18 protein-coding genes and 1 tRNA gene are annotated in these 24276 nt (G+C 57.2%); 15 read left to right on the top strand and 4 right to left on the bottom strand.

Going from position 1 to position 24276, the window contains the following annotated elements:
• Positions 1 to 45 precede the first annotated feature (45 nt).
• Genes hydN through GKAS_RS05625 form a run of 4 tightly spaced genes read left to right on the top strand, consistent with a single transcriptional unit; the run spans position 46 to position 6034 of the window.
• Positions 46 to 591 (top strand): electron transport protein HydN, encoded by a 546-nt coding sequence (gene hydN / locus GKAS_RS05640; RefSeq protein ID WP_035892555.1) that lies wholly within the window; start codon positions 46 to 48, stop codon positions 589 to 591.
• Between the two features lie 35 nt (positions 592 to 626).
• Positions 627 to 2777: a formate dehydrogenase subunit alpha gene (gene fdhF / locus GKAS_RS05635; protein ID WP_035892554.1), complete on the top strand. Its 2151-nt coding sequence runs from the start codon at positions 627 to 629 to the stop codon at positions 2775 to 2777.
• Positions 2778 to 2781: 4 nt separating this feature from the next.
• Complete coding sequence (gene hypF, locus GKAS_RS05630; RefSeq protein WP_035892553.1) at positions 2782 to 5007, top strand: carbamoyltransferase HypF; 2226 nt, start codon at positions 2782 to 2784, stop codon at positions 5005 to 5007.
• A gap of 10 nt (positions 5008 to 5017) precedes the next feature.
• Positions 5018 to 6034 (top strand): HoxN/HupN/NixA family nickel/cobalt transporter, encoded by a 1017-nt coding sequence (locus GKAS_RS05625; protein ID WP_035892551.1) that lies wholly within the window; start codon positions 5018 to 5020, stop codon positions 6032 to 6034.
• Positions 6035 to 6082: 48 nt separating this feature from the next.
• Here the strand turns inward: GKAS_RS05625 and GKAS_RS05620 are convergent, their stop codons facing one another.
• The 3 genes from GKAS_RS05620 to norV form a co-directional block, all read right to left on the bottom strand.
• Positions 6083 to 8683 carry a hypothetical protein gene (locus GKAS_RS05620; RefSeq protein ID WP_035892550.1) on the bottom strand — a complete coding sequence of 867 codons (2601 nt, stop codon included), beginning with the start codon at positions 8681 to 8683 and terminating at the stop codon, positions 6083 to 6085.
• A 344-nt stretch (positions 8684 to 9027) separates the two neighbouring features.
• On the bottom strand, positions 9028 to 10161 hold the full coding sequence (gene norW / locus GKAS_RS05615) for an NADH:flavorubredoxin reductase NorW (protein WP_035892548.1): 1134 nt from the start codon (positions 10159 to 10161) through the stop codon (positions 9028 to 9030).
• Entirely contained in the window at positions 10158 to 11612 is a 1455-nt protein-coding gene (gene norV, locus GKAS_RS05610; protein ID WP_035892546.1) for an anaerobic nitric oxide reductase flavorubredoxin, read from the bottom strand. The genes norW and norV overlap by 4 nt, the downstream gene beginning before the upstream one ends.
• 190 nt (positions 11613 to 11802) lie before the next feature.
• On the opposite strand from norV, the gene norR reads away from it, so the two are divergent.
• The gene (norR, locus tag GKAS_RS05605) at positions 11803 to 13326 is read left to right on the top strand and encodes a nitric oxide reductase transcriptional regulator NorR (protein WP_035892545.1); all 1524 of its coding nucleotides are present in this window, start codon (positions 11803 to 11805) and stop codon (positions 13324 to 13326) included.
• On the opposite strand, the gene gutQ is transcribed toward norR, so the two are convergent.
• Positions 13323 to 14288, bottom strand: a complete 966-nt coding sequence (gene gutQ, locus GKAS_RS05600; RefSeq protein ID WP_035892544.1) for an arabinose-5-phosphate isomerase GutQ — start codon at positions 14286 to 14288, stop codon at positions 13323 to 13325. The genes norR and gutQ overlap by 4 nt on opposite strands.
• A gap of 203 nt (positions 14289 to 14491) precedes the next feature.
• Here gutQ and mltB point away from each other — a divergent pair, with 203 nt between their 5' ends.
• From mltB to GKAS_RS05550, 10 genes are all read left to right on the top strand, one after another.
• Positions 14492 to 15562, top strand: coding sequence for a lytic murein transglycosylase B (mltB, locus tag GKAS_RS05595; protein WP_035892543.1), 1071 nt, complete (start codon positions 14492 to 14494; stop codon positions 15560 to 15562).
• Between the two features lie 194 nt (positions 15563 to 15756).
• On the top strand, positions 15757 to 16467 hold the full coding sequence (locus GKAS_RS05590; protein ID WP_167540403.1) for a metal ABC transporter ATP-binding protein: 711 nt from the start codon (positions 15757 to 15759) through the stop codon (positions 16465 to 16467).
• On the top strand, positions 16464 to 17327 hold the full coding sequence (locus GKAS_RS05585; RefSeq protein WP_035892541.1) for a metal ABC transporter permease: 864 nt from the start codon (positions 16464 to 16466) through the stop codon (positions 17325 to 17327). The genes GKAS_RS05590 and GKAS_RS05585 overlap by 4 nt, the downstream gene beginning before the upstream one ends.
• 8 nt (positions 17328 to 17335) lie before the next feature.
• Positions 17336 to 18214, top strand: coding sequence for a metal ABC transporter substrate-binding protein (locus tag GKAS_RS05580; protein ID WP_035892540.1), 879 nt, complete (start codon positions 17336 to 17338; stop codon positions 18212 to 18214).
• 138 nt (positions 18215 to 18352) lie between these two features.
• Entirely contained in the window at positions 18353 to 18850 is a 498-nt protein-coding gene (gene pncC, locus GKAS_RS05575; RefSeq protein ID WP_035892539.1) for a nicotinamide-nucleotide amidase, read from the top strand.
• A gap of 80 nt (positions 18851 to 18930) precedes the next feature.
• On the top strand, positions 18931 to 19989 hold the full coding sequence (gene recA / locus GKAS_RS05570) for a recombinase RecA (RefSeq protein ID WP_035892538.1): 1059 nt from the start codon (positions 18931 to 18933) through the stop codon (positions 19987 to 19989).
• Positions 19990 to 20058: 69 nt separating this feature from the next.
• Positions 20059 to 20559, top strand: a complete 501-nt coding sequence (gene recX, locus GKAS_RS05565) for a recombination regulator RecX (RefSeq protein WP_035892537.1) — start codon at positions 20059 to 20061, stop codon at positions 20557 to 20559.
• 250 nt (positions 20560 to 20809) lie between these two features.
• On the top strand, positions 20810 to 23437 hold the full coding sequence (gene alaS / locus GKAS_RS05560) for an alanine--tRNA ligase (protein WP_035892535.1): 2628 nt from the start codon (positions 20810 to 20812) through the stop codon (positions 23435 to 23437).
• Between the two features lie 240 nt (positions 23438 to 23677).
• On the top strand, positions 23678 to 23863 hold the full coding sequence (gene csrA, locus GKAS_RS05555; protein WP_000906486.1) for a carbon storage regulator CsrA: 186 nt from the start codon (positions 23678 to 23680) through the stop codon (positions 23861 to 23863).
• Between the two features lie 317 nt (positions 23864 to 24180).
• Positions 24181 to 24273 (top strand) — tRNA-Ser (locus tag GKAS_RS05550).
• Positions 24274 to 24276: the final 3 nt, after the last annotated feature.

Here is a 24276-nt window from a genome sequence, read left to right as displayed (position 1 = left end):
ATAATGCATTCTCCCGCGAATTCACTGTCATTGCTGGAGAAGTTGATGAACCGTTTCATCATTGCTGATGCGAGTAAATGTATTGGCTGCCGGACATGCGAAGTCGCATGCGTGGTGTCCCACCAGGAAGATCAGAACTGCGCCGCGCTGACGCCGCAATCTTTCCTGCCCCGTATTCACGTTATCAAAGGCGTGAATGTATCTACCGCTACCGCCTGCCGTCAGTGCGAAGACGCCCCGTGCGCTAACGTCTGCCCGAACGGTGCTATCAGTCGCGACAAAGGCTTTATTCACGTGATGCAGGAACGCTGCATTGGTTGCAAAACCTGCGTGGTGGCCTGCCCTTACGGCGCGATGGAAGTGGTAGTGCGTCCGGTCGTTCGCGACAGCGGCGCGGGCCTTAAAGTGCGAGCGGAAAAAGCGGAAGCCAACAAGTGTGACCTCTGCTACCACCGCGAAGCTGGCCCAGCCTGTATGGAAGCCTGCCCGACTCATGCGCTGTTTTGCGTGGACCGCAGCAAGCTTGAGCAGCTTAGCGCGGAAAAACGTCGTCGCGCTGCGCTCGATAGCGCCACGTCTATCTCTCTTTAATCATCCTTATTTCTCTTTTAACAGGTCTGTTACTGATGAAAAAAATCACGAGTGTGTGCCCATACTGTGGCGCTGGTTGCAAACTGAAGCTGGTTGTCGACAACGGTAAAATTATTCGCGCCGAGGCCGCCGAAGGGAAAACCAACCAGAATGAGCTGTGCCTGAAGGGCTATTACGGCTGGGACTTCCTCAACGATACCAAGCTGCTGACCCCCCGATTAACGCAGCCGATGATCCGCTATGAAAAAGGCGGCAAGTTCACCCCCGTGAGCTGGGATGAGGCGATTCGCTATACCGCGAAGCGTCTTGGCGATATCAAAGCCAAATTCGGACCGCGCGCCATTATGACCACTGGGTCATCGCGCGGCACCGGCAATGAAACTAACTACGTGATGCAGAAATTCGCCCGCGGCGTGCTGCACACCAATAACGTCGACTGCTGTGCGCGCGTCTGTCATGGCCCATCGGTGGCCGGGCTTCAGGATGTGCTGGGCAACGGCGCGATGAGCAACAGCATCGGCGATATCGAAAACTCCCGCTGCCTGCTGGTCTTTGGCTACAACTGCGCGGACTCGCACCCGATAGTGGCGCGTCGCGTGATTAAAGCGAAAGACAAAGGGGCCAAAATTATCGTCTGCGATCCGCGTCGTATTGAAACCGCGCGCATCGCCGACCAGCATCTGCAAATGCGCAACGGCAGCAATATGGCGCTGGTGAACGCTTTCGCCCACGTGCTGCTGGAAGAAGACCTGTACGACCACGAATACGTTTCTCGCTACACCACCGGGCTTGATGAACTGCGTGAAGTGGTCAAAGACTACGCGCCAGAAGCGGTGGAATCCCTGACCGGCATTCCGGCCATGCAGGTTCGCCAGGCGATGCGTACCTACGCGGCCGCGCCGTCGGCGACCATTATGTGGGGCATGGGCGTGACCCAGTTCGGCCAGGCCGTTGACGTGGTGAAAGGGCTGGCAAGCCTGGCGCTGCTGACCGGTAACCTCGGACGTGAAGCCGTTGGCGTTGGCCCGGTGCGTGGGCAGAACAACGTGCAGGGCGCTTGTGATATGGGCGTGCTGCCAAACCAGTTCCCTGGGTATCAGGACGTGGTCGATGCCGCCGTGCGCGAGAAGTTCGCCAGGGCCTGGGGCATCGATGCCAGCTTGATGGACGACAAAGTTGGTGTACGCATTACCGAAGTGCCGCATCTGGCCATCGAAGGAAAGGTGAAAGCCTACTACATCATGGGCGAAGACCCGCTGCAAACCGAGGCGGATTTAGGCCTGGTGCGCCAGGGATTTGAAGCGCTCGACTTTGTGGTGGTGCAGGACATCTTTATGACCAAGACCGCCGAACAGGCGGACGTGCTGCTGCCCGCCACCTCATGGGGCGAACACGGCGGCGTCTTCACCTGCGCCGACCGCGGCTTCCAGCGCTTCGAAAAAGCCATCGAACCGACCTATAACGTGAAGCGTGACTGGGAAATTATCAGCCTGCTGGCAAGCGAAATGGGCTACCCGATGCATTACGACGACAACCAGCAAATCTGGGACGAAATGCGCGAGCTGTGCCCGCTGTTCTACGGCGTAACCTACGAAAAAATGGGCGAGATGGGGCACGTGCAGTGGCCATGCCCGACGCTCGATCATCCGGGGACGCCGTATCTGTACGAAGGCAATCAGTTCGCCACGCCTGACGGTAAAGGCCACCTGTTCGCGGCTCCGTGGCGTGCGCCAGCCGAAACGCCTGACGACGACTTCCCGCTGGTGCTCTGCACCGTACGCGAGGTCGGGCACTACTCTTGTCGCTCGATGACCGGCAACTGTGCGGCGCTGCAATCGCTCGCCGATGAACCCGGCTTTGTGCAGATGAACCCGCAGGATGCCAGCCTGCTTGGCGTGCGTGATAAGCAGCTGGTGTGGGTCTCCTCGCGTCGCGGCAAGGTGATTAGCCGCGCCAGCGTCAGCGAACGCATCAACCATGGCAGCGTTTATATGACCTACCAATGGTGGATTGGCGCCTGCAACGAACTGACTCAGGACAACCTCGACCCTATCTCGAAAACGCCGGAAACCAAGTACTGCGCGGTGAAAATCGAGGCGATAGAGGATCAGAACTGGGCCGAAATCTACGCGCAGGACAGCTATCAGTCGATGAAAACGCGCCTGAACGCGGCGCTCAACGGGTAATCAAATGAACGCAAACGGCGTGCAGATCCGCATCTGCGGAAAAGTACAGGGGGTGGGCTTCCGCCCCTTCGTCTGGCAACTGGCACAGCAGCGCGGCTGCCTTGGCGATGTCTGTAACGACAGCGCTGGCGTCCTGCTACGCCTGTTCGGTGACGAAGCGGATTTTATCGCCGCGCTGTACCAGTACTGCCCGCCGCTTGCGCGTATTGATAGTACCCACGTTGAGCCATTCGAGTGGCCGACGCTGCCGACCGATTTTACTATTCGCCAGAGCGGTGCCGGGGCGATGAGCACCCAGATTGTCCCGGATGCGGCAACCTGTCCGGCCTGTCTGGCGGAAATGAACGACCCGCAGGAGCGGCGCTACCGCTATCCGTTTATCAACTGCACCCACTGCGGGCCGCGTTTTACCATTATTCACGCTATGCCCTATGACCGCCCGCTGACGGTGATGGCGGCGTTTCCGCTCTGCCCGTCGTGCGAGGCGGAGTACCGAAACCCTTACGACCGTCGTTTCCACGCCCAGCCGGTGGCCTGCGCCGAGTGCGGGCCGTGGCTAATGTGGCACAGCGGTGAGCAACGCGCGGAAAAAGAAGCGGCGCTTGCCGCCGCTATTGCCATGATTGAAGCCGGTGGCATTGTGGCGGTGAAGGGAATTGGCGGCTTCCATCTGGCCTGCGATGCCGGCAATGCCGCGGCGGTAGCGACGCTTCGCGCCCGCAAACATCGCCCGGCAAAACCGCTGGCGGTGATGATAGCTAACGCTGACGCGCTGTCGATTGACGCGCGCTCGCTGCTCAATACCCCCGCCGCACCGATTGTGCTGGTGGATAAACATCTGGTCTCTGGGATCTGCCAGGAGATTGCGCCGGACCTTGCGGAAGTAGGCGTGATGCTGCCCGCCAACCCGCTACAGCATCTGCTGATACAGGCGCTGGCGCGCCCGCTGGTGATGACCTCCGGCAACCTGAGCGGTAAACCTCCGGCGTTGACTAACGACAGCGCGCTGGCGGATTTGGCCGATATTGCCGACGGTTTCCTGTTACACAACCGCGATATCGTGCAGCGCATGGATGATTCGGTGGTGCGCCAGAGCGGCGAAATGCTGCGCCGTTCGCGCGGCTATGTGCCGGATGCGCTGACTCTGCCGCCGGGCTTTCGCGACGTACCGCCGATGCTCTGTCTTGGCGCGGACATGAAAAATACCTTCTGTCTGGTACGCGGCGACCGGGCGGTACTCAGCCAGCACTTTGGCGACCTGACCGACGATGGCGTGGAAGCCCAGTGGCGACAGGCGCTGGCGCTGATGCAGTCCATTTATGACTTTACGCCGCAGGCGGTGGTGGCGGATTACCACGCGGTTTATCGTTCTTCTCAGTGGGCGACGGAGCTTGCGCTGCCGCGGCATCAGGTACTGCATCATCATGCCCATATTGCCGCCAGCCTTGCTGAACACGACTGGCCGCTTGACGGCGGCGACGTGATTGCGATGGCGCTCGACGGTATTGGCATGGGCGAGCACGGCGCGCTGTGGGGCGGTGAGTGTCTGCGCGTGAGCTACCGCGAGTGTGAACATCTCGGCGGCCTGCCCACCGTGGCGTTGCCAGGCGGTGATCTGGCGGCGCGTCAGCCGTGGCGCAACCTGCTGGCGCACTGCCTGGCGTTCGTTCCAGATTGGCAAACGTTCGGTGAGACGCAAGCGGTGCAGCAACAGAACTGGCCGCTGCTGGCGCAGGCGATCCAGCGCGGGCTCAATAGCCCGGTGGCGTCTTCCTGTGGTCGCCTGTTTGACGCTGTAGCCTGTGCGGTGGGCTGCGCACCGCTCGCGCTGAGCTATGAAGGCGAGGCGGCCTGTCGGCTGGAAGCGCTGGCGACAGGCAGCGCGGGCATTGTTCATCCGGTGACCATGCCGGTTGTTGATAGCCAGTTGGATCTCGCCACCTTCTGGCCGGCGTGGCTTGGCTGGCAGGCGACCCCGGCGCAAAAAGCGTGGGCGTTTCACGACGCGCTGGCGCAGGGCATCGCCACCTTAATGCGTCAACACGCAGAGCGTTTGTCGCTGTCGACGCTGGCTTTCGGCGGCGGCGTGCTGCACAACGCGCTGCTGCGCAGCCGTCTTACGCATTATTTACACGATTTCACTTTGCTCTTTCCGAAGCGTTTACCCGCGGGGGATGGGGCAATTTCATACGGGCAGTCTGTGATTGCTGCAGCTCGCCATCTGGTTTAAGGAGTTACTCATGTTGTGGAATGTTCTTCGTCAACAGCCGCGCGCAACGCTGCTGGTTCTGGTTCTTGTGTTGGCGAATTTACTGGCCTGGGGTTGGGCATGGCAGGCATTTGGTCATAACGGCGCGCTGATGGCCGCCAGTCTGCTGGCGTGGGGCTACGGCCTGCGTCACGCGGTGGACGCCGACCATATTGCGGCGATTGATAACGTCACCCGTAAAATGATGCAGCAGGGCAAGCGCCCGTTCGGCGTCGGTGCCTGGTTCTCACTCGGTCATTCCTCCATCGTGGTGCTGGCGTCAGTGGCGATTGCCGCCACGGCGACCGCATTCCAGCACAAAATGAGCTGGTTCCACGACACTGGTAGCATCATCGGCACGACCGTGTCGGCGGTGTTTCTGCTGGCAATGGCGCTGGTGAACCTGATTATTCTGCGCGGCGTGTGGCGCAGCTTCCAGGCGCTGAAAAAGGGTGAGTCGGTCTCAGCCGAGCTGCCGGTGGCGGGCGGTATGATGAGCGCGCTGTTCAGCCGTACTTTCCGCCTGATTGGCAAAAGCTGGCATATGTACCTGGTGGGTTTCCTGTTTGGTCTGGGCTTTGATACTGCTACCGAAATTGGCGTGCTGGGCATCTCTGCCGCCAGCGCGTCGAGCGGGATGTCGATGTGGTCGATTATGGTCTTCCCGGCGCTGTTTGCGAGCGGCATGGCGTTGGTTGATACGCTGGATAACATTCTAATGGTGGGCGCGTACGGCTGGGCCTTCAATAAGCCGCAGCGTAAGCTTTACTACAACATGACCATTACCGGCGCATCCGTGGTGGTCGCGCTGTTTATCGGTGGACTGGAAGCGCTGGGGCTGATTATCGATAAGTTCGACCTGACCGGCGGCATCTGGAGCGGTGTGTCGATGCTGAGCGATAACCTCGGCAACGCGGGCTTTGTGGTGATTGGTCTGTTCGCGCTGTGCTGGCTGGTGTCGATGGTGAACTACCGCTGGCGCAACTATGACGCACTGGTGGTGCGTTAAGGGAATTCAGCTACCCGCTTCGCGGGTAGCTGAAAGTTCGGTGACGTGTTATTCGAATTTCACCGGATTGTCGCGATAGGCTTTGAGCTTCTCACGCATCCAGCGGCTGCTATTACGGTTAACCGCGCTGACGACGCCCGTCGTGGCTCCGCCACCAACCTGTACGTGGAAAATACCGCGTGACGGGAAGTCGTGGTATTTCGCCGTCGAGAGATCCCAGGATTGGCGGCTAAATAGATCGCGAGGGTTGCGGCCCATCATACCGACGTGTACGTCGAGAAATTCAATGTCCAGCAGCTTGGTATTGATAGCATCTACGGCGCTGCCAATTTCAGGATGACCCATCAGATAGCTACCGCCAGTGCCCCAGAACTGTTCGTCCAGCTCGGCAACTTCCTCGCTGACGCTTGCCAGGCGGCTAGCCGGAACCTGCCATGGCATGACCGGCTGGCGCAGATGGCGGCTGAGCGAAGCGCAGAAATCAAACGTCCGATCCCACTCATAAGGCGAATAACAGTAACCGTTTTTATAGGCGCGAGCGGTGAAGTCATCGGCCTCGTAGCGATCGGCAGCCATAAAATCGGCTCCTTTGGCAACGGCGGATGCGCCATTGGCGAGCGTATATTCGATATCGTCAAACACGCCGACCATCAGCGCATATTCTGCCGAGAGCTTACCCGCGAGTTCAGGGGTAATGGTCATGCGCTTTTTCGTGCCGTCTTCAGGATCGAAAACATCATCGTAGGTAAAGTCCTGGTACACCCACTGTGAGCCGCCAACGCTCCACAGGTTGATTTGCCAGCCGAGAACGACGTCCGGCGCAACCACGCGTACCAGCCAGTTAACCGCCTTAATGTAGCCTTTCAGCGTGTCGGAAATGCCCGCCGGGATGGTGATATCAACACCGTGGTGCGCCATAGCTTCCGCCAGCGGCTTGCGAACCGTCACCGGATAATCTGCGGCGAAACCGTATTTTTGGCATTCGCCAAGGTAATCCGGGTTAACGATAAAGCCAGCCGGTACCGGGTGCTCGTCATCCTTCATTGCCTGAGCCATTTGCAGCGCCTGAATGAAGTTCGCGAAGCTAAACTGGTGACGGACAGGATCGTTAATAATATTGGTCACATCGCCCAATGACAGGTTGCAGGTATAGGACACCATGACGGGCAGCACGTGTTCTTGCGTGCTGGCCGTAACGTTACGCGCCATTTCGATGATTTTTGGCGTAGGCTCTTTTGCTGGATCCAGGTAGGCGGATGCATCTCCCATACCATCGTCGCCGGAATATTTAAAGAGAGACGACACGCGCGCTTCGGCAAGGTCCGCCACATTACTCGGCGACATATCGGCACAGCCGCCAAAGCTCAGAAAGTCCGGGAACCCTTTAACATGCAGATTCGCACCTTCTGTTACCGCGACCGTTAAGGTCAACGCTGCGTCATTATCAACCCGCAGCTGCTGCGAGGCGGTATCAACGTAATAAATGACGCCATTCTGAATCACGGTAGGGCTTTCTACACGGTAGTTCCCCGGCGCGATGCTGGCGATGGCGTTGTGATTGCCCGGCTGCATCGGCAGATTGCCGAAATGATATTGGCGCGGAGTATCATTTTCGTCGATGAGGCGAATATAAAATGCGGCATCCACGGTTTTTTCCGCGTTAATGGCGATATTAAGCGCGGCGGAGTGCGCCGCGGTATCACTCTGCGAGTGAGTCTGAGCGTCGCCAAAAACAATATTCTCGTGCTGATTATTCAGCGGCCCTTGCACGACATCAACGCAGTAGTGGGCGTTGTTCAATCTGATATCGTCAATGCGCAGGGTGAACTGACCGCTAATCGGCAATTGCTGCAGGCGGACTGACTGCCCGACGCGCAGCGCGATGCGTTGCGCTTCAATCCCGTTCTCCTCGTAAACCAGCTGTAAAGTTTCATTGTACAGCGCGTGCGATGTGGATAAATCGAGCTTCACATCGAGGGTGGTGCTGCGTTGTGCGGGCCCAAAGGTGACGTTCAGCGCGGTGCGCTGGCCTTTGCCGATGGTCACCTGAGAGGACCCCAAGGCTACCTCGGCCCGTACGGTTCCATCAGCGGTGCACAGCTGCGCGGCGCTGACGGTGTAGGTACCGGCGACAATACTCAATGTATTATTTCCCGCAACCAGCGCGCACGTTTCGCGTTGTTCACCGCGGGTCAGCACCAGTTCCAGCGGCGTCTGCTCCAGCCCGGCCGGGAAGGCGGCACAGGTGACGACAAGTTCGCCTGCGACCTGAGTTTCTTCATCTGCGGCGAGCGTGAAGGAATCCTGGAACGTCTGCCAGGCCGGCACCGTATCGGATGCCACATTCACGCCCATATGGATCGTGGAAATAGCGTTACCAATTGCAGAACCATCGGCAGCGGAAATTGTTAATTTGATATCAAATATACCGCTGGAAATTTCACTGGTCTCGATATCTGTTTTTAATTCACACCATGGGTTGGTGGAAATAGTGATGTCGCCGGCAGTTACCTTCCCCGGTGCGCTGAATGTCAGCACCATTTTTTCTTTGATATCGATAACTTTAGCGGTCGTAGATTTTATATTGTTGATATCAACTGTCGGATACCAGGTATCGCTGCTGAAGGTGAGTTCAAATCCTAATTGCATGAGTTATCTCCGTTAATTTCTTTTTCATGTGGTATTTGTATGACACGCAGGGGCGTCTACCGCTTATTGGCGTTATTTACCCTGTGGGCTTTTACTTATAAACGACAGTTAATGAGAAAACAGCTATGTAAAAGAGATGGTGATAGTTAATGATTGAATGTTATCTGCGGCAGATTTATTAATGTCGCGAGGGGGTTGTGATGATGTAGAAATAGATTTTAATGATGTTAAGTGAGTCGTGGATAATAAATAAAAAAGCCCCGGGCAGCGGGGCAAGTAACAATGAGACTTTCGCGCGTCCATGCGCATGCGGTTAAATTAAACAGTGAACAGAGGGGGAAGCCTTATTGATGGAGTGACTTCAGCAAAGCAAAGGCCTCTTTCATTCGTTCTTCGCTCACCACGAAAGCGCACAGCTGCTGACGGTCGTCATACCCCTGCGCCAGCATGCCGTCGGCGCGAGTTTCAATCTTCCAGTTCAAATCCGGGCGGCGGGTTTCACCGGCCAGATGCAGCGGCAGATCCGGCGTTTTCACCTTTACCAGCATGTTCGGCAGCTTCAGCTCGCCGGGCTGGCCGAGCAGGTTTTTCGCCAGACACATGGCGCTCATCAGAATCGGCTGCAGGAACGGCAGCACCGTACCGTTAATCTCAGCGCAGTCGCCCAGCGCGTAGATATCCGGATTACTGGTGCGCAGCGTACCGTCGACCTTCACGCCGCGGTTAATCTCGAGACCCGCCATGCGCGCCAGCGCCGTTTCCGGGCGCAGGCCGGTGGCGGCCACTACCGCATCAACCTCGACGTGGCGGTCACGGTCAAAGGTGGCGCGAATGCCGCTGGCGGTCTGTTCCAGCGATTGCAACTGAGATTTCAGCAGCAGATGAATACCCATGTCGGTCAGACGATGCTGCAAACGGCTGCTTACTTCCGGCGGCATCAGCGAAGCTAGCACGCTGGCAGAGTTATCGACCACGGTGACCGCTTTACCGGCGCGGCTGAAGTCCATTGCCAGCTCGCAGCCAATCAAACCACCGCCGATAATCAGCACGCGTCGGGCATCGCGCAGCGTACTTTGCGCCGCGCCAAACTCCTGCTGGCTGTTGAGGGTCAGCATCAGCTCTTTGCCCGGTACCGGCGGCACGATGGTGGATGCGCCCGTTGCCAGCACCAGCTTGTCGTACTGCCACTCATGGTTCTGGCTTTTCACCACATGCGCGGTTGCATCGATGCTGGTCACCCAGGTCTGCGGGAACAGGTTCAGGTTGTACTGCTCGGCGAACTCGCCTGCGGTTTGCAGGGTGAGGTCGGCGGCGGTTTGCCCCCGGCTCACCACATGGCTTAAGTCCGGCTTGTTGTACTCGTCGATGCTGTCGGCGGCGATGAGCGTCAGTTTGACGCTCGCGTCGAGCTTACGAATATTCTTCACCAGCTGGCGGGCGGCGAAGCCCGAGCCAACGATCACGATGCCATGATTCATTTTGCCTCCGTCGCCAGTACGTCGAAGACGTCTTTGCCTAAAGAGCATTCTGGACACAGGAAGTTGTCCGGGACTTCGCTCCACGGGGTGCCTGGCTGCACGTCCTGATTAGGTTCACCTTTGGCTGGGTCGTAGATCCACTGGCACACGCTGCACTGCATGCTTGGGCCGAGGTCGGCTGCGGCTGCGGCAGCGGCGGCACAGGCGCAGGACTCTTTCGCGGCGTCGGGTTTTGCTGTGGCTTCTGGCAGCGGAGCCAGCGCCCACTGGCGAGCGATTTCACGACCGTGCTGACGGCACACTTCCAGCGCATCAACATCAGGACGCCATTTGGCTTTCAGGCTCAGGGACATTTCAAAGCCCGCATCCTGCAAACGGGTCGACAGACGATCGACCGCGCCGCCGCTCCAGCCGTGCGAACCAAAGGCGCTGGCGCGCTTGTTGCGGAAGCGCAGGCCGGTCATCTCTTCCACCAGGCCAGCGATTTTCGGCATCATCACGTTGTTCATGGTTGAAGTCCCAACCAGCACGCCTTTAGAGCGGAAGACGTTGGTCAGAATTTCGTTTTTATCGCTGCGGGCGACGTTGAAGATTTTCACCGCCACGTTCGGGTCAACTTCGTTGATCCCCTGGGCAATAGCATCCGCCATCATGCGGGTGTTGTTGGACATGGTGTCGTAGAAGATAGTGATACGGTCTTCCTGATAGTCTGCCGCCCATTTCAGGTACAGTTCAACAATCTGGGTTGGGTTATCGCGCCATACCACACCGTGAGAGGTGGCAATCATATCAACCGGCAGGTTGAAGCCGAGGATCTCGGTGATTTTTGGCGTCACCAGGCGGCTGAACGGGGTCAGGATGTTGGCGTAGTAACGCTGGCACTGTTCGAACAGTTCGGTCTGATCTACTTCGTCGTTGAACAGGCGTTCGTCACAGTAGTGCTGGCCGAAGGCATCGTTACTGAACAGCACCGCGTCGCCGGTCATGTAGGTCATCATGCTGTCAGGCCAGTGCAGCATCGGGGTTTCCACGAAGATCAGCTGTTTGCCGTTACCGATGTCCAGGCTGTCACCGGTTTTCACCACGTGGAAGTTCCACTCTGGGTGATGGTGGTGACCGTTAATGGAGTCAATGGCGTTGGCGGTGCAGTAGATTGGGGTGTCCGGGATCTGCGACATCAGCTCGGTCAGCGCACCGGCGTGGTCTTCTTCAGCGTGGTTAATGATGATGTAGTCGATGTCAGCGAGGTCGATTTCACCGCGCAGGTTCTGTACGAATTCACGGCTGAATTTATGGTCGACGGTATCAATCAGGACGTTTTTTTCTTCACGGATAAGGTAGCTGTTGTAGCTGCTGCCGCGCAGCGTTTTGTATTCGGTACCGTGGAAATCACGTACTTCCCAATCACGTTGACCAACCCAATGAATGTTATTTTTAACCAGAATAGACATAGCAACCTCAATTAATTCAGCGTTTTTCAAAAAAGATGTATTGCTAATTGCAGGTTGCGTGCCAACTTTTTAATTAATTGATTTTATTGAATTAATTGATTTTTACCTCTTTGTTGTTAGTCAAAATGACTATGCTTTATATTGTCAATATGACATCATGCATTGTCAAAATGACTGTAAGAGGTACGCCATGAGCTTTTCCGTTGATGTGCTGGCGGGCATCGCCATAGAACTCCAGCGCGGCGTCGGTCATCAGGACCGATTCCAGCGTCTGATCACCACGCTGCGTCAGGTGCTGGAGTGCGATGCCTCAGCGCTGCTGCGCTACGACGCCCGGCAGTTTATTCCGCTGGCGATTGATGGGTTGGCGAAAGACGTACTCGGCAGGCGCTTTACCCTCGAAGGGCATCCGCGGCTTGAAGCGATTGCCCGCGCGGGTGACGTGGTGCGTTTCCCGGCGGATAGCGATTTACCCGATCCGTACGACGGTCTGATCCCCGGTCAGGAAAGCCTGAAGGTCCACGCCTGTATCGGGCTGCCGCTGTTTGCCGGGCAAAACCTGATTGGCGCATTAACCCTCGATGGCATGTCGCCGGACCAGTTCGACGTGTTCAGCGATGAAGAGCTGCGGCTGATTGCGGCGCTGGCGGCGGGGGCGCTCAGCAACGCACTGCTGATTGAGCAGCTTGAAAGCCAGAATATGCTGCCGGGCGCGCCGACCGACTTTGAGCAGGTAAAAGAGACGCAGATGATTGGCCTGTCGCCGGGCATGATGCAGCTTAAAAAAGAGATTGAGATTGTTGCTGCCTCTGACCTGAACGTGCTGATAAGCGGCGAAACCGGCACCGGGAAAGAGCTGGTGGCGAAAGCGATTCATGAGGGCTCGCCGCGCGCGGTCAGCCCGTTGGTTTATCTGAACTGCGCCGCGCTGCCGGAGAGCGTGGCTGAGAGTGAGCTATTTGGTCACGTCAAAGGGGCGTTTACCGGGGCTATCAGTAACCGCAGCGGCAAGTTTGAAATGGCCGACAACGGTACGCTGTTCTTAGATGAAATTGGCGAGCTGTCGCTGGCGCTCCAGGCCAAGCTGCTGCGCGTATTACAGTATGGCGATATTCAGCGCGTCGGTGATGACCGCAGCCTGCGCGTCGACGTGCGGGTGCTGGCCGCCACTAATCGCGACCTGCGTGAAGAGGTGGTTGCCGGTAATTTCCGCGCCGACCTGTTCCATCGCCTGAGCGTGTTCCCGCTTTCCGTGCCGCCGCTGCGTGAACGAGGTGATGACGTGGTGCTGCTGGCGGGCTACTTCTGCGAGCAGTGTCGGCTGCGGCTTGGATTATCGCGAGTGGTATTAAGCAGCGGCGCGCGGACGCATCTGCAAAGCTACGGTTGGCCGGGTAACGTGCGCGAGCTTGAACATGCGGTACACCGTGCGGTTGTGCTGGCGCGGGCAACCACGCGCGGCAACGGCGAGGTGGTGCTGGAAGCGCAGCACTTTGCGTTTCAGGAAGGGACGCCAACGACGGCGGTCGTCGAGACAGCGGCGCCGATGCCGGCGGTGAACAACCTGCGTGATGCTACCGAGCATTTTCAGCGGCAGATGATTCGCCAGGCTTTAGAGACGCATCAGCATAACTGGGCGGCAAGCGCCCGGGCGCTGGAGACAGACGTCGCCAACCTGCACCGGCTGGCGAAACGTCTTGGGCTGAAGGATTAAAGAATCCCGGCCAGGTAGAAGTTTTGCAGGTTAATCGCGCCGACCAGTCGATGGTTTTCATCCACCACCGGCGCGGCGCTGATTTTCTGCTTCATCAGCTGTTCTTTAGCATCGACAGCACGCGCCTGATCGCGCAGGGTCACGCCGCCTTTGGTCATCGCGTCGTTAACGCAATCGTCCAGCGAACCGCCGCTCACCAGCCAGCGGCGCAGGTCGCCGTCGGTGAAGACTCCCTGAACCTGTGATTGCTCGTTACAGACCGCGACCATCCCCATCCCGGTACGGCTGAGTTCCAGCATGGCGTCCATTACGCTTGCGTGAACGGTGACCTGCGGGACATCGTCCTCGTGACGCATCAGGTGGTGAACGCGGTTGAGCAGACGAGCGCCTAGCGCACCGGCCGGGTGAGAGCGGGCAAAATCTTCTTCGTTAAAGCCGCGAGCCTGCATAACGGCAATCGCCAGCGCGTCGCCCATCATCAGCGTGTTGACGGTGCTGGAGGTGGGCGCCAGGTGCATCGGGCAGGCTTCGCGCTCAACGGCAATGTCGAGCACGGCATCGGCCGCCTGCGCCAGCGCTGAGTTGGCCTTACCGGTCATCGCCAACAGCACCACGGATTTCTCTTTCAGCCGCGGAATGATGTAGTCCAGCTCTTTGGCGCTGCCGGAGTAGGAGATAAACAGCATGACGTCGCGGCTCTCTACCATCCCCAGATCGCCGTGCAGCGCTTCCGCCGGATGAACAAAGAAAGCGGGGGTGCCGGTGCTGGCGAAGGTGGCGGCGAGTTTTTTGCCGATATGGCCGGATTTGCCCATCCCGGAAACAATCAGTTTGCCTTTGCAGTTCAGGATGGCGTTGGCGGCCTGAACAAAGGTCTCGTCAAGACGGTCGGGTAGACGGCTGGCTTCCTGCAGTTCCAGTAAAAGGGCCTTACGCCCGGCTTCTAACAAAAAATCACTCATGACTTTCTCCGATAATTAGCGCGTTATACGGTCCAGCTTTGCGCGGCGATGATAAAACATTCTCCCCCGGAAGATCATTGATTGAGTCATAGAGAGTGCATCTGCGGCATTTTTTTTCCCCTCGTGGCTTCCAGCGCTTCCTTGCGGCGTGGCGGATGCTTTACCATATTTAACTCTTGCTGATATTGTTAAACGGATGTCCCATGTTGAAGCGTCGTGTTCTGGCTTTACTCCCCCTGTGTGTCCTGCTCGCTGCTTGTAGCAGCAAACCTAAAACGGCTGAAACCCCGGCAACCACCTCCGGCGGTTTTCTCCTTGAACCTCAGCACAATGCGCTGATCCCGACCGGTGATTTTGCCAATAACCCGGCGGCGGAGCAGTTCATCGATAAGATGGTGAGTAAGCACGGCTTTGACCGACAGCAGCTGCATGAAATTCTCTCCCAGGCCAAGCGCCTGGATTACGTGCTGCGCCTGATGGACAGGCAGGCGCCGACCGGACAGCCGCCAGTCGGCCCGAACGGGGCGTGGCTGCGCTATCGTAAGCAGTTTATTACTCCGGATAACGTGCAAAACGGCGTGGTGTTCTGGAACCAACACCAGGACGCACTGCAGCGCGCGTCACAGGTCTACGGCGTACCGCCGGAAATTATCGTCGGGATTATTGGCGTTGAGACCCGTTGGGGTCGTGTGATGGGTAAAACGCGTATCCTCGATGCGCTGGCGACCCTCTCGTTTAACTATCCACGCCGCGCTGAATACTTCTCTGGCGAGCTGGAAACCTTCCTGCTGATGGCGCGTGATGAACAGGACGATCCGTTGGATCTGAAAGGTTCGTTTGCTGGCGCGATGGGCTACGGCCAGTTTATGCCGTCCTCCTACAAGCAGTATGCGGTTGATTTTAACGGTGATGGTCACATCAACCTGTGGGATCCGGAAGACGCTATCGGCAGCGTAGCGAACTACTTCAAACAGCACGGCTGGGTGAGCGGCGACGCGGTGGCGGTTCAGGCAATGGGGCAGGCTCCGGGGCTGGATAATGGGTTCAAAACCAAATACAGCGTTTCGCAGCTGGCGGCGGCAGGCTTAACGCCGATGCAGCCTCTGGGCAACCATCAGCAGGCAAGTCTCCTGCGACTGGATATCGGTACGGGCTACCAGTACTGGTACGGGCTGCCGAACTTCTACACCATCACCCGCTATAACCACAGCACCCACTATGCGATGGCGGTCTGGCAACTGGGCCTGGCGGTCGCTCAGGCGCGCGGTCAGTAATCCTTCCTTCTGGCTCCCCTCGGCTCTGAGGGGGGCTTGTTACATTTAGCATCATTTCCTGCCGTTTACATCTTAGCGCCAATCCAATATTGTTACGTTATAACATTAAATGGTGAGGCAAAGATGTTCACTCCTGTTTTTATGGCCAGCAGCATGACGCGGGTTTTGCTGGCCTGCGCGCTGTTGGCCGCGCTGTGGTTGATGGTCTGGTGGGCGGTGTCGCTGCCATGATTGAACTGGATAATCTGGTGGCTGGCTATGAAGGCGCAGCCATTACGCCATCGCTGAGCGGCGTGATTCAAAAAGGCAGCATGACGGCGATTGTCGGCCTGAACGGCTGCGGCAAATCGACTTTACTGAAAACGCTGGCGGGGTTTATTCCGCCGGTGAGCGGCGTGATTCACTGGACGCCTTCGCGCCCGGTTATTGGCTGGCTGGCCCAGCGTCATGCGCTGGAGTCGCAGTTTCCGCTGACCGTGCTGGATGTTGTCAGTCAGGGCGCATGGCCACGCGTCTCGCTTCTGCGCGGCCTGCGTAGCGATACGCTCCAGCGCATTCAGGCGTCGCTGGCACGAGTCGGGCTGGCGAGCATGGCGAAAACCCCGATTGATGCGCTGTCCGGCGGTCAATTTCAGCGGATGCTCTTTGCCCGCGTGCTGGTGCAGCGGGCACCGTTGGTGATGCTCGATGAGCCCTTCACCGGCATTGATGAAGCGACCAGCCATGACCTGATGGGCGTGATTCAGGAGATGCATCAGCAGGGGCAGACCGTGCTGGCGGTACTGCACGATAACCAGCGCGTGGCGGAGTATTTCCCGGAAACGCTGCTGTTGGCCCCACAAAATGCCTGCTGGGGACATACCCGCGACGTGCTTCCGGCGTTTAGCTCCGCGAGGCTCGCATGATCTGGCACACCTTTTTCCAACCCTTTATTGAATTTGGCTTTATGCGCCGGGCGCTGGTGGTCTGCCTTGCCCTGTCGCTCAGCACTACGATCCTCGGCGTCTTTTTACTGCTACGGCGAATGAGCCTGATGGGCGACGCGCTGTCGCACGCCATTCTTCCCGGCGTGGCGGTGGGCTATCTGGTGAACGGCATGTCGCTGCTGGCGATGACCGTCGGCGGTTTTATTGCCGGTATTACGGTGGCGCTGGTGGCCGGCTGGGTCAGCCGTCGCACGCCGCTGAAAGAGGACGCCAGCTTTGCCGGATTCTACTTAGGGTCGCTGGCGCTGGGGGTCACGCTGGTCTCGCTACGCGGCTCCAACGTTGACCTGCTGCACCTGTTGTTCGGTTCGATTCTGGCGGTGGATAACGATGCCGCGCTGTTTGTGGCGGGCGTCGCCAGCCTGACGCTGCTCTGCATTGCTCTCTTCTACCGGGGGCTGGTGAGTGAAGCGTTTGACAGCAGCTGGCTGCAGGTGAATGCGCGCTGGCTGCCCGTGTTGCTGCACGGGCTATTTCTGGCGTTGCTGGTGCTCAACCTGGTGGCTGGCTTTCAGGTGCTGGGCACGCTGATGGCGGTAGGCGTCATGATGCTGCCCGCCGTCGCGGCGCGCTGCTGGGCGAAAACCTTACCGTCAATTCTGCTGCTGGCGGCGCTGATAGGCGGAATATGCGCCTGGATGGGGCTCAGCCTGTCGTGGGCGGCGAATCTTCCCGCAGGGCCATCGATTGTGCTCACCGCCAGCGGCGTATTTTTGATTTCTGTGTTTTTTGGCAAGCGAAGCCGGCTGACCGTTAGCTGGCAAAAACGAAGAGGATAGGGGACATAATGAAACGTATTGGGGTGATTCTGGCGTTGGCGTTAGGGCTGACGGCGCAAGGTGCGATGGCAAAAACGCTGAACGTGGTCAGCAGTTTCTCGGTGCTGGGCGATATGGTGAAACAGGTCGGCGGTGAACATGTCCACGTCGACACGCTGGTTGGCCCGGACGGCGACCCGCACACCTTCGAGCCGTCGCCGCAGGATAGCGCGCTGCTCAGTAAAGCGGATGTGGTGGTGGTTAACGGGCTGGGGCTGGAGGGCTGGATGGACCGCCTCATTAAGGCCTCCGGTTTTAAAGGTGAGCTGATAGTCGCCTCGACGGGAGTGAAAACGCATACGCTGGATGAAGACGGCAAAACGGTCACCGACCCGCACGCCTGGAACAGCGCAGCGAATGGCGCACTGTATGCGCAGAATATTTTGACCGGACTGGTCAAAGCCGACCCAGAAGACAGCGCGGCGCTGAACGCCTCCGGCAAGCGCTATATTGGTGAGCTTAACGACATTCACACCTGGACTAAACAGCAGTTCAGCGCCATTCCACAGGCGAAGCGTAAAGTGTTGACCAGCCACGATGCCTTCGGCTATTTCTCGCGGGCTTATGGCGTCACCTTCCTGGCTCCGCAGGGGCTCTCTTCCGAGAGCGAAGCCAGCGCGGCTCAGGTAGCGGCGTTGATTACGCAAATTAAGGCTGACGGCGTGCATACCTGGTTTATGGAAAACCAGCTTGACCCACGTCTGGTGAAGCAGATTGCAGCGGCGACCGGCTCACAGCCGGGCGGTGAGCTGTATCCGGAAGCGCTGTCAAAACCGGGTGGCGTGGCGGACAGCTATGTCAAAATGCTGCGTCATAACGTCGAGCTTATCGCTGCCAGCATGCGCTAAATCTGGCCTTTCTTCGCCCCGGTTCTTCCGGGGCGTTCAATTTCGGAATCCCCCTCGTAAAATCACTATCCCGTCCCCACATCTGTTCTGAAAGTGCTATCTTTGATGGCCTCTTTATCGAGCTTAAGCGGAGCGATGATGACAGATTCAGAATTAATGCAGCTTAGCGAACAGGTCGGCTTGGCGCTGAAGGCTCGCGGGGCGACACTCACCACCGCAGAGTCCTGTACCGGTGGCTGGATAGCGAAAGCCATTACCGATATTGCCGGTAGTTCGGCCTGGTTTGAACGCAGTTTCGTGACCTACAGCAACGAGGCGAAATCGCAGATGATCGGCGTGCGTGAAGTGACGCTCGAACAGTATGGCGCGGTCAGCGAGCAGGTGGTTATAGAGATGGCAATTGGCGCACTGCGCGCGGCGCGTGCCGATTTTGCCATCTCGGTCAGCGGCATTGCCGGGCCAGACGGCGGCAGCGCTGAAAAGCCGGTGGGCACAGTCTGGTTTGGTATTGCCACCGCCGCTGGGCAGGGCATTACACAGCGTGAATGCTTCGAGGGGGACCGCGAATCAGTACGTCGTCAGGCGACGGCCTACGCGCTTAATCTCCTCTGGCAACAATTTCTACAAAACACTTGATACTGTATGACCATACAGTATAATTGCCTCAACAGAACAGAATTCACTATCCGGTAACACCCGGTATGACAGGAGTAATAATGGCTATCGACGAAAACAAACAGAAAGCGTTGGCTGCAGCGCTGGGCCAGATCGAAAAGCAATTCGGTAAAGGCTCCATCATGCGTCTGGGTGAAGACCGTTCCATGGACGTGGAAACTATCTCTACCGGTTCGCTTTCGCTGGATATCGCGCTGGGCGCTGGCGGCCTGCCAATGGGCCGTATCGTCGAAATCTACGGGCCAGAATCCTCCGGTAAAACAACGCTGACGCTGCAGGTTATCGCTGCCGCGCAGCGTGAAGGCAAAACCTGTGCGTTTATCGACGCTGAACACGCGCTGGACCCAGTCTATGCTCGCAAGCTGGGCGTTGATATCGACAACCTGCTGTGTTCTCAGCCGGACACCGGTGAACAGGCGCTGGAAATTTGTGACGCGCTGGCGCGTTCTGGTGCGGTAGACGTTATCGTTGTCGACTCCGTTGCGGCACTGACGCCGAAAGCGGAAATCGAAGGCGAAATCGGCGACTCTCACATGGGCCTCGCGGCACGTATGATGAGCCAGGCGATGCGTAAGCTGGCGGGTAACCTGAAGCAGTCCAACACGCTGCTTATCTTCATCAACCAGATCCGTATGAAAATTGGCGTGATGTTCGGTAACCCAGAAACCACCACCGGTGGTAACGCGCTGAAGTTCTACGCTTCCGTACGTCTTGATATCCGTCGTATCGGCGCTGTGAAAGAGGGCGACAACGTTGTCGGCAGCGAAACCCGCGTGAAGGTTGTGAAGAACAAAATTGCAGCTCCGTTCAAACAGGCTGAATTCCAGATCCTCTACGGCGAAGGCATCAACTTCTTCGGTGAGCTGGTCGACCTTGGCGTGAAAGAGAAGCTGATTGAGAAAGCGGGCGCCTGGTACAGCTACAACGGTGACAAAATTGGTCAGGGTAAAGCGAACGCTATCTCCTGGCTGAAAGAGAACCCGGCTGCGGCGAAAGAAATTGAGAAGAAGGTGCGTGAGCTGCTGCTCAACAACCAGGACTCTACGCCGGACTTCGCCGTTGATAACAACAGCGTTGAAGAAACCAACGAAGACTTCTGATAATCTCTGAACTGAGACGAAGGGCTGCTTATGCAGCCCTTTTTGCATTTATCACGACGGTAAAACATCATGACCGAAAACTCACCGCGTCGTTCCGCCTATGCCCGCCTGCTGGATCGCGCCATTCGCATTCTGGCGATGCGCGACCACAGCGAACAGGAGCTGCGGCGCAAACTTACCGCCCCGGTGATGGGGAAAAATGGTCCAGAGCCCATCGATGCACCGCCGGAAGATGTTGAAAAGGTGGTAGCCTGGTGTTTTGAAAACCGCTATCTCGACGATAGTCGCTTTGTGCAGCAATTTATGGCCGGACGTAGCCGCAAAGGGTACGGCCCGGCGCGGATTCGTCAGGAATTGGGGCAAAAGGGCATTGCGCGCGACGCCATCGAGCAAGCCATGCGTGAGTGCGACATTGACTGGGCGGCGCTGGCACGCGATCAGGCGGTGAGAAAATACGGTGAGCCGCTGCCAACTACCTTTGCTGAAAAGGTCAAAATCCAGCGATTTTTGCTCTACCGTGGCTACCTGATGGAAGATATCCAGGAAATATGGCGAAATTTTGCGGATTGACCGCACTGGGGATTTTACTTCCCTTTAAAGAAAACTTATCTTATTCCCACTTTTTCCGTCCGGAGGCGGGTTGTTTTTAAAGCAATCCGCGTCGGTGACGAATATTCCTTAATACACAAAATCATTCAAGCCGCATCCGAGCGGCGGGCGAGAGAAGCTTCAGACGGGTACTTCAGTATGTGTCTGAAGGTGAAAACAGCCGTTGCCTCGCGGTTTGGAGGATGAAGTGTAGCTTGATGTCAGGATAATTATGAGCAAGAGCACCGCTGAGATCCGTCAGGCGTTTCTCGACTTTTTCCATAGTAAAGGCCATCAGGTAGTTGCCAGCAGCTCCCTGGTGCCGAATAACGACCCTACGTTGCTGTTTACCAATGCCGGGATGAACCAGTTCAAAGATGTGTTCCTCGGTCTCGACAAGCGTAATTATTCTCGCGCGACCACCGCGCAGCGTTGCGTACGTGCGGGCGGTAAACACAATGACCTGGAAAACGTCGGTTACACCGCACGTCACCACACCTTCTTCGAAATGCTGGGTAACTTCAGCTTCGGCGACTATTTCAAGCACGACGCTATTCAATACGCGTGGGAACTGCTGACCGGGGAAAACTGGTTCGCCCTGCCGAAAGAGCGTCTGTGGGTCACCGTCTATGAGAGCGATGACGAAGCTTACGAAATCTGGGAAAAAGAAGTCGGTATCCCGCGTGAGCGCATCATCCGTATCGGCGACAACAAAGGTGCGCCGTACGCATCGGATAACTTCTGGCAGATGGGCGACACCGGTCCTTGCGGCCCGTGCACCGAGATCTTCTATGACCACGGCGACCACATCTGGGGCGGCCCTCCGGGTTCCGCTGAAGAAGACGGCGACCGTTACATTGAGATCTGGAACATCGTCTTCATGCAGTTCAACCGTCAGGCTGACGGCACCATGGAACCGCTGCCGAAGCCGTCTGTGGATACCGGTATGGGTCTGGAGCGTATCACCGCTGTCCTGCAGCACGTGAACTCCAACTATGACATCGACCTGTTCCGTAAGCTGATTGACGCGGTGGCAAAAGCGACCGGCGCAACCGACCTGAGCAACAAGTCCCTGCGCGTTATCGCGGACCACATTCGTTCCTGTGCGTTCCTGATTGCCGATGGCGTGATGCCGTCTAACGAAAGCCGCGGCTATGTGCTGCGTCGCATCATTCGTCGTGCGGTCCGTCATGGCAACATGCTGGGCGCGAAAGACACCTTCTTCTACAAGCTGGTTGGCCCGCTGGTAGACGTGATGGGTGCCGCAGGTGAAGAGCTGAAACGTCAGCAGGCGCAGGTTGAGCAGGTTCTGAAAACCGAAGAAGAACAGTTTGCTCGTACGCTGGAGCGTGGTCTGGCGCTGCTCGACGAAGAGCTGGCAAAACTGACCGGCGACACGCTGGACGGCGAAACCGCATTCCGTCTGTACGACACCTACGGCTTCCCGGTTGACCTGACGGCGGACGTTTGCCGTGAGCGCAATATCAAGGTTGATGAAGCTGGCTTTGAAGCCGCAATGGAAGAGCAGCGCCGTCGTGCGCGCGAGTCCAGCGGTTTTGGCGCCGACTACAACGCGATGATTCGCGTTGATGGTACTTCAGAATTTAAAGGCTATGACCATCTGGAACTGAACGGCAAAGTCACTGCGCTGTTCGTTGACGGCAAAGCGGTAGAGTCTATCGCTTCCGGTCAGGAAGCGGTTGTGGTGCTGGACCAGACGCCATTCTATGCCGAATCAGGCGGTCAGGTTGGCGATAAGGGCGAACTGAAAGGCGCGGGCTTTAGCTTTGCGGTCAGCGACACCCAGAAATACGGCCAGGCGATTGGTCACCTCGGCAAACTGGCGACCGGCGCGCTGAAAGTGGGTGACGGTGTGCAGGCTGACGTTGATGTAGCACGCCGTGCACGCATTCGTCTGAACCACTCTGCAACGCACCTGATGCACGCGGCGCTGCGCCAGATTCTGGGTACGCACGTTGCGCAGAAAGGCTCGTTGGTAAACGACAAGGTTCTGCGTTTCGACTTCTCTCATTTCGAAGCCATGAAGCCAGAAGAGATTCGCGCGGTTGAAGATCTGGTCAACGCTCAGATTCGTCGCAACCTGCCAATCGAAACCAACATCATGGATCTCGAAGCGGCGAAAGCGAAGGGCGCAATGGCGCTGTTCGGTGAGAAATATGACGACCACGTTCGCGTTCTGAGCATGGGCGACTTCTCTACTGAGCTGTGCGGTGGTACCCACGCTTCTCGTACCGGCGATATCGGTCTGTTCCGCATCGTGTCTGAGTCAGGCACTGCGGCAGGCGTTCGTCGTATCGAAGCCGTAACCGGCGAAGGCGCGATTGCCACGCTGCACGCTGAAAGCGATCGCCTGAGCGATATTGCGCAGCTGCTGAAAGGCGACAGCCATAACGTCACCGAAAAAGTGCGTACCGTTATTGAACGTACGCGTCAGCTGGAAAAAGAGCTGCAGCAGCTTAAAGAGCAGGCGGCAGCACAGGAAAGCGCGAACCTTTCCAGCAAAGCTGAGAATATTAACGGCGTTAACCTGCTGGTGAGCGAGCTTGCCGGCGTTGAGCCGAAGATGCTGCGTACTATGGTCGACGATCTGAAGAACCAACTGGGTTCTGCGGTTATCGTGCTGGCGACGGTTGCAGAAGGTAAGGTTTCTCTGATTGCAGGCGTGTCTAAGGATGTGACCGACCGTGTGAAAGCAGGGGAGCTGGTTGGCATGGTCGCTCAGCAGGTGGGCGGCAAAGGGGGCGGACGTCCGGATATGGCGCAAGCTGGCGGTACCGACGCGTCTGCGCTCCCTGCTGCACTGTCCAGTGTGAAAGGCTGGGTCAGCGCTAAACTGTAATAACAATAAACGCATGCGGGTGCCTTAACGTTAAACGTTAAGGCACCTTGCATATGCGGTACTGATAACGATAAAGTCAGGTTGAAGTCATGTAAATCGGCTAAACTTACATTTAACAGAGTGTGATGCTGTGACCGCTTACACGAAGGTGTTTGTCATTGCTGACCTTTTGGCGTTATATGATGGAGAATGCCGGGATACAGAGAGACCCGACTCTTTTAATCTTTCAAGGAGCAAAGAATGCTGATTCTGACTCGTCGAGTTGGTGAGACCCTCATGATTGGAGATGAGGTCACTGTGACAGTTTTAGGGGTGAAGGGTAACCAGGTGCGCATCGGCGTAAATGCCCCTAAAGAGGTCTCTGTTCACCGTGAAGAGATCTACCAGCGTATCCAGGCTGAAAAATCCCAGCAGTCCAGTTACTAAGTTCTCGCGTCTCACCCCGCGGGTGAGACGCACCTCTCGCAGTTTTCTTCGCTTTCCTCTCATTTTTTTCCTTTTTTCTTCGCTCCAGCGCTTTTACGCCCATTTTCTTTTTTGCTGCTATACCGGCAAAAACGCAATTTATCTGTTGATAAAACGTGCATTCTGTCTTTTTTAACAGCTTATTGCGTGTGAAATGTGCAAACGAAAAAAATCTACGGAAAATTGTTTGACTTATAAGTCCCAGAAAGTAATATGTGCGCCACACAGCGACGATGAGCAGAAACAAGTTCTTCGAAGCACTCGCAAGAGGTGTTGTTGGTGAGGTGGCCGAGAGGCTGAAGGCGCTCCCCTGCTAAGGGAGTATGCGGTCAAAAGCTGCATCCGGGGTTCGAATCCCCGCCTCACCGCCATTT

Source organism: Kluyvera ascorbata ATCC 33433 (genome assembly GCF_000735365.1).
In the GTDB taxonomy this organism is placed as follows: domain Bacteria; phylum Pseudomonadota; class Gammaproteobacteria; order Enterobacterales; family Enterobacteriaceae; genus Kluyvera; species Kluyvera ascorbata.
The sequence above is the reverse complement of the archived record's forward strand: the minus strand, read 5'-3'. Positions and strand labels throughout refer to the sequence as shown.

Excerpts from the sequence above, each read along its gene's own strand:
- GKAS_RS05620 (WP_035892550.1), bottom strand. The coding sequence starts at position 8,683 with ATGCAATTAGGATTTGAACTCACCTTCAGCAGCGATACCTGGTATCCG.
- csrA (WP_000906486.1), top strand. The coding sequence starts at position 23,678 with ATGCTGATTCTGACTCGTCGAGTTGGTGAGACCCTCATGATTGGAGAT.
- norR (WP_035892545.1), top strand. The coding sequence starts at position 11,803 with ATGAGCTTTTCCGTTGATGTGCTGGCGGGCATCGCCATAGAACTCCAG.
- pncC (WP_035892539.1), top strand. The coding sequence starts at position 18,353 with ATGACAGATTCAGAATTAATGCAGCTTAGCGAACAGGTCGGCTTGGCG.
- GKAS_RS05585 (WP_035892541.1), top strand. The coding sequence starts at position 16,464 with ATGATCTGGCACACCTTTTTCCAACCCTTTATTGAATTTGGCTTTATG.
- mltB (WP_035892543.1), top strand. The coding sequence starts at position 14,492 with ATGTTGAAGCGTCGTGTTCTGGCTTTACTCCCCCTGTGTGTCCTGCTC.
- norV (WP_035892546.1), bottom strand. The coding sequence starts at position 11,612 with ATGTCTATTCTGGTTAAAAATAACATTCATTGGGTTGGTCAACGTGAT.
- norW (WP_035892548.1), bottom strand. The coding sequence starts at position 10,161 with ATGAATCATGGCATCGTGATCGTTGGCTCGGGCTTCGCCGCCCGCCAG.
- hydN (WP_035892555.1), top strand. The coding sequence starts at position 46 with ATGAACCGTTTCATCATTGCTGATGCGAGTAAATGTATTGGCTGCCGG.
- alaS (WP_035892535.1), top strand. The coding sequence starts at position 20,810 with ATGAGCAAGAGCACCGCTGAGATCCGTCAGGCGTTTCTCGACTTTTTC.
- fdhF (WP_035892554.1), top strand. The coding sequence starts at position 627 with ATGAAAAAAATCACGAGTGTGTGCCCATACTGTGGCGCTGGTTGCAAA.
- GKAS_RS05625 (WP_035892551.1), top strand. The coding sequence starts at position 5,018 with ATGTTGTGGAATGTTCTTCGTCAACAGCCGCGCGCAACGCTGCTGGTT.
- recA (WP_035892538.1), top strand. The coding sequence starts at position 18,931 with ATGGCTATCGACGAAAACAAACAGAAAGCGTTGGCTGCAGCGCTGGGC.
- recX (WP_035892537.1), top strand. The coding sequence starts at position 20,059 with ATGACCGAAAACTCACCGCGTCGTTCCGCCTATGCCCGCCTGCTGGAT.
- hypF (WP_035892553.1), top strand. The coding sequence starts at position 2,782 with ATGAACGCAAACGGCGTGCAGATCCGCATCTGCGGAAAAGTACAGGGG.
- gutQ (WP_035892544.1), bottom strand. The coding sequence starts at position 14,288 with ATGAGTGATTTTTTGTTAGAAGCCGGGCGTAAGGCCCTTTTACTGGAA.
- GKAS_RS05580 (WP_035892540.1), top strand. The coding sequence starts at position 17,336 with ATGAAACGTATTGGGGTGATTCTGGCGTTGGCGTTAGGGCTGACGGCG.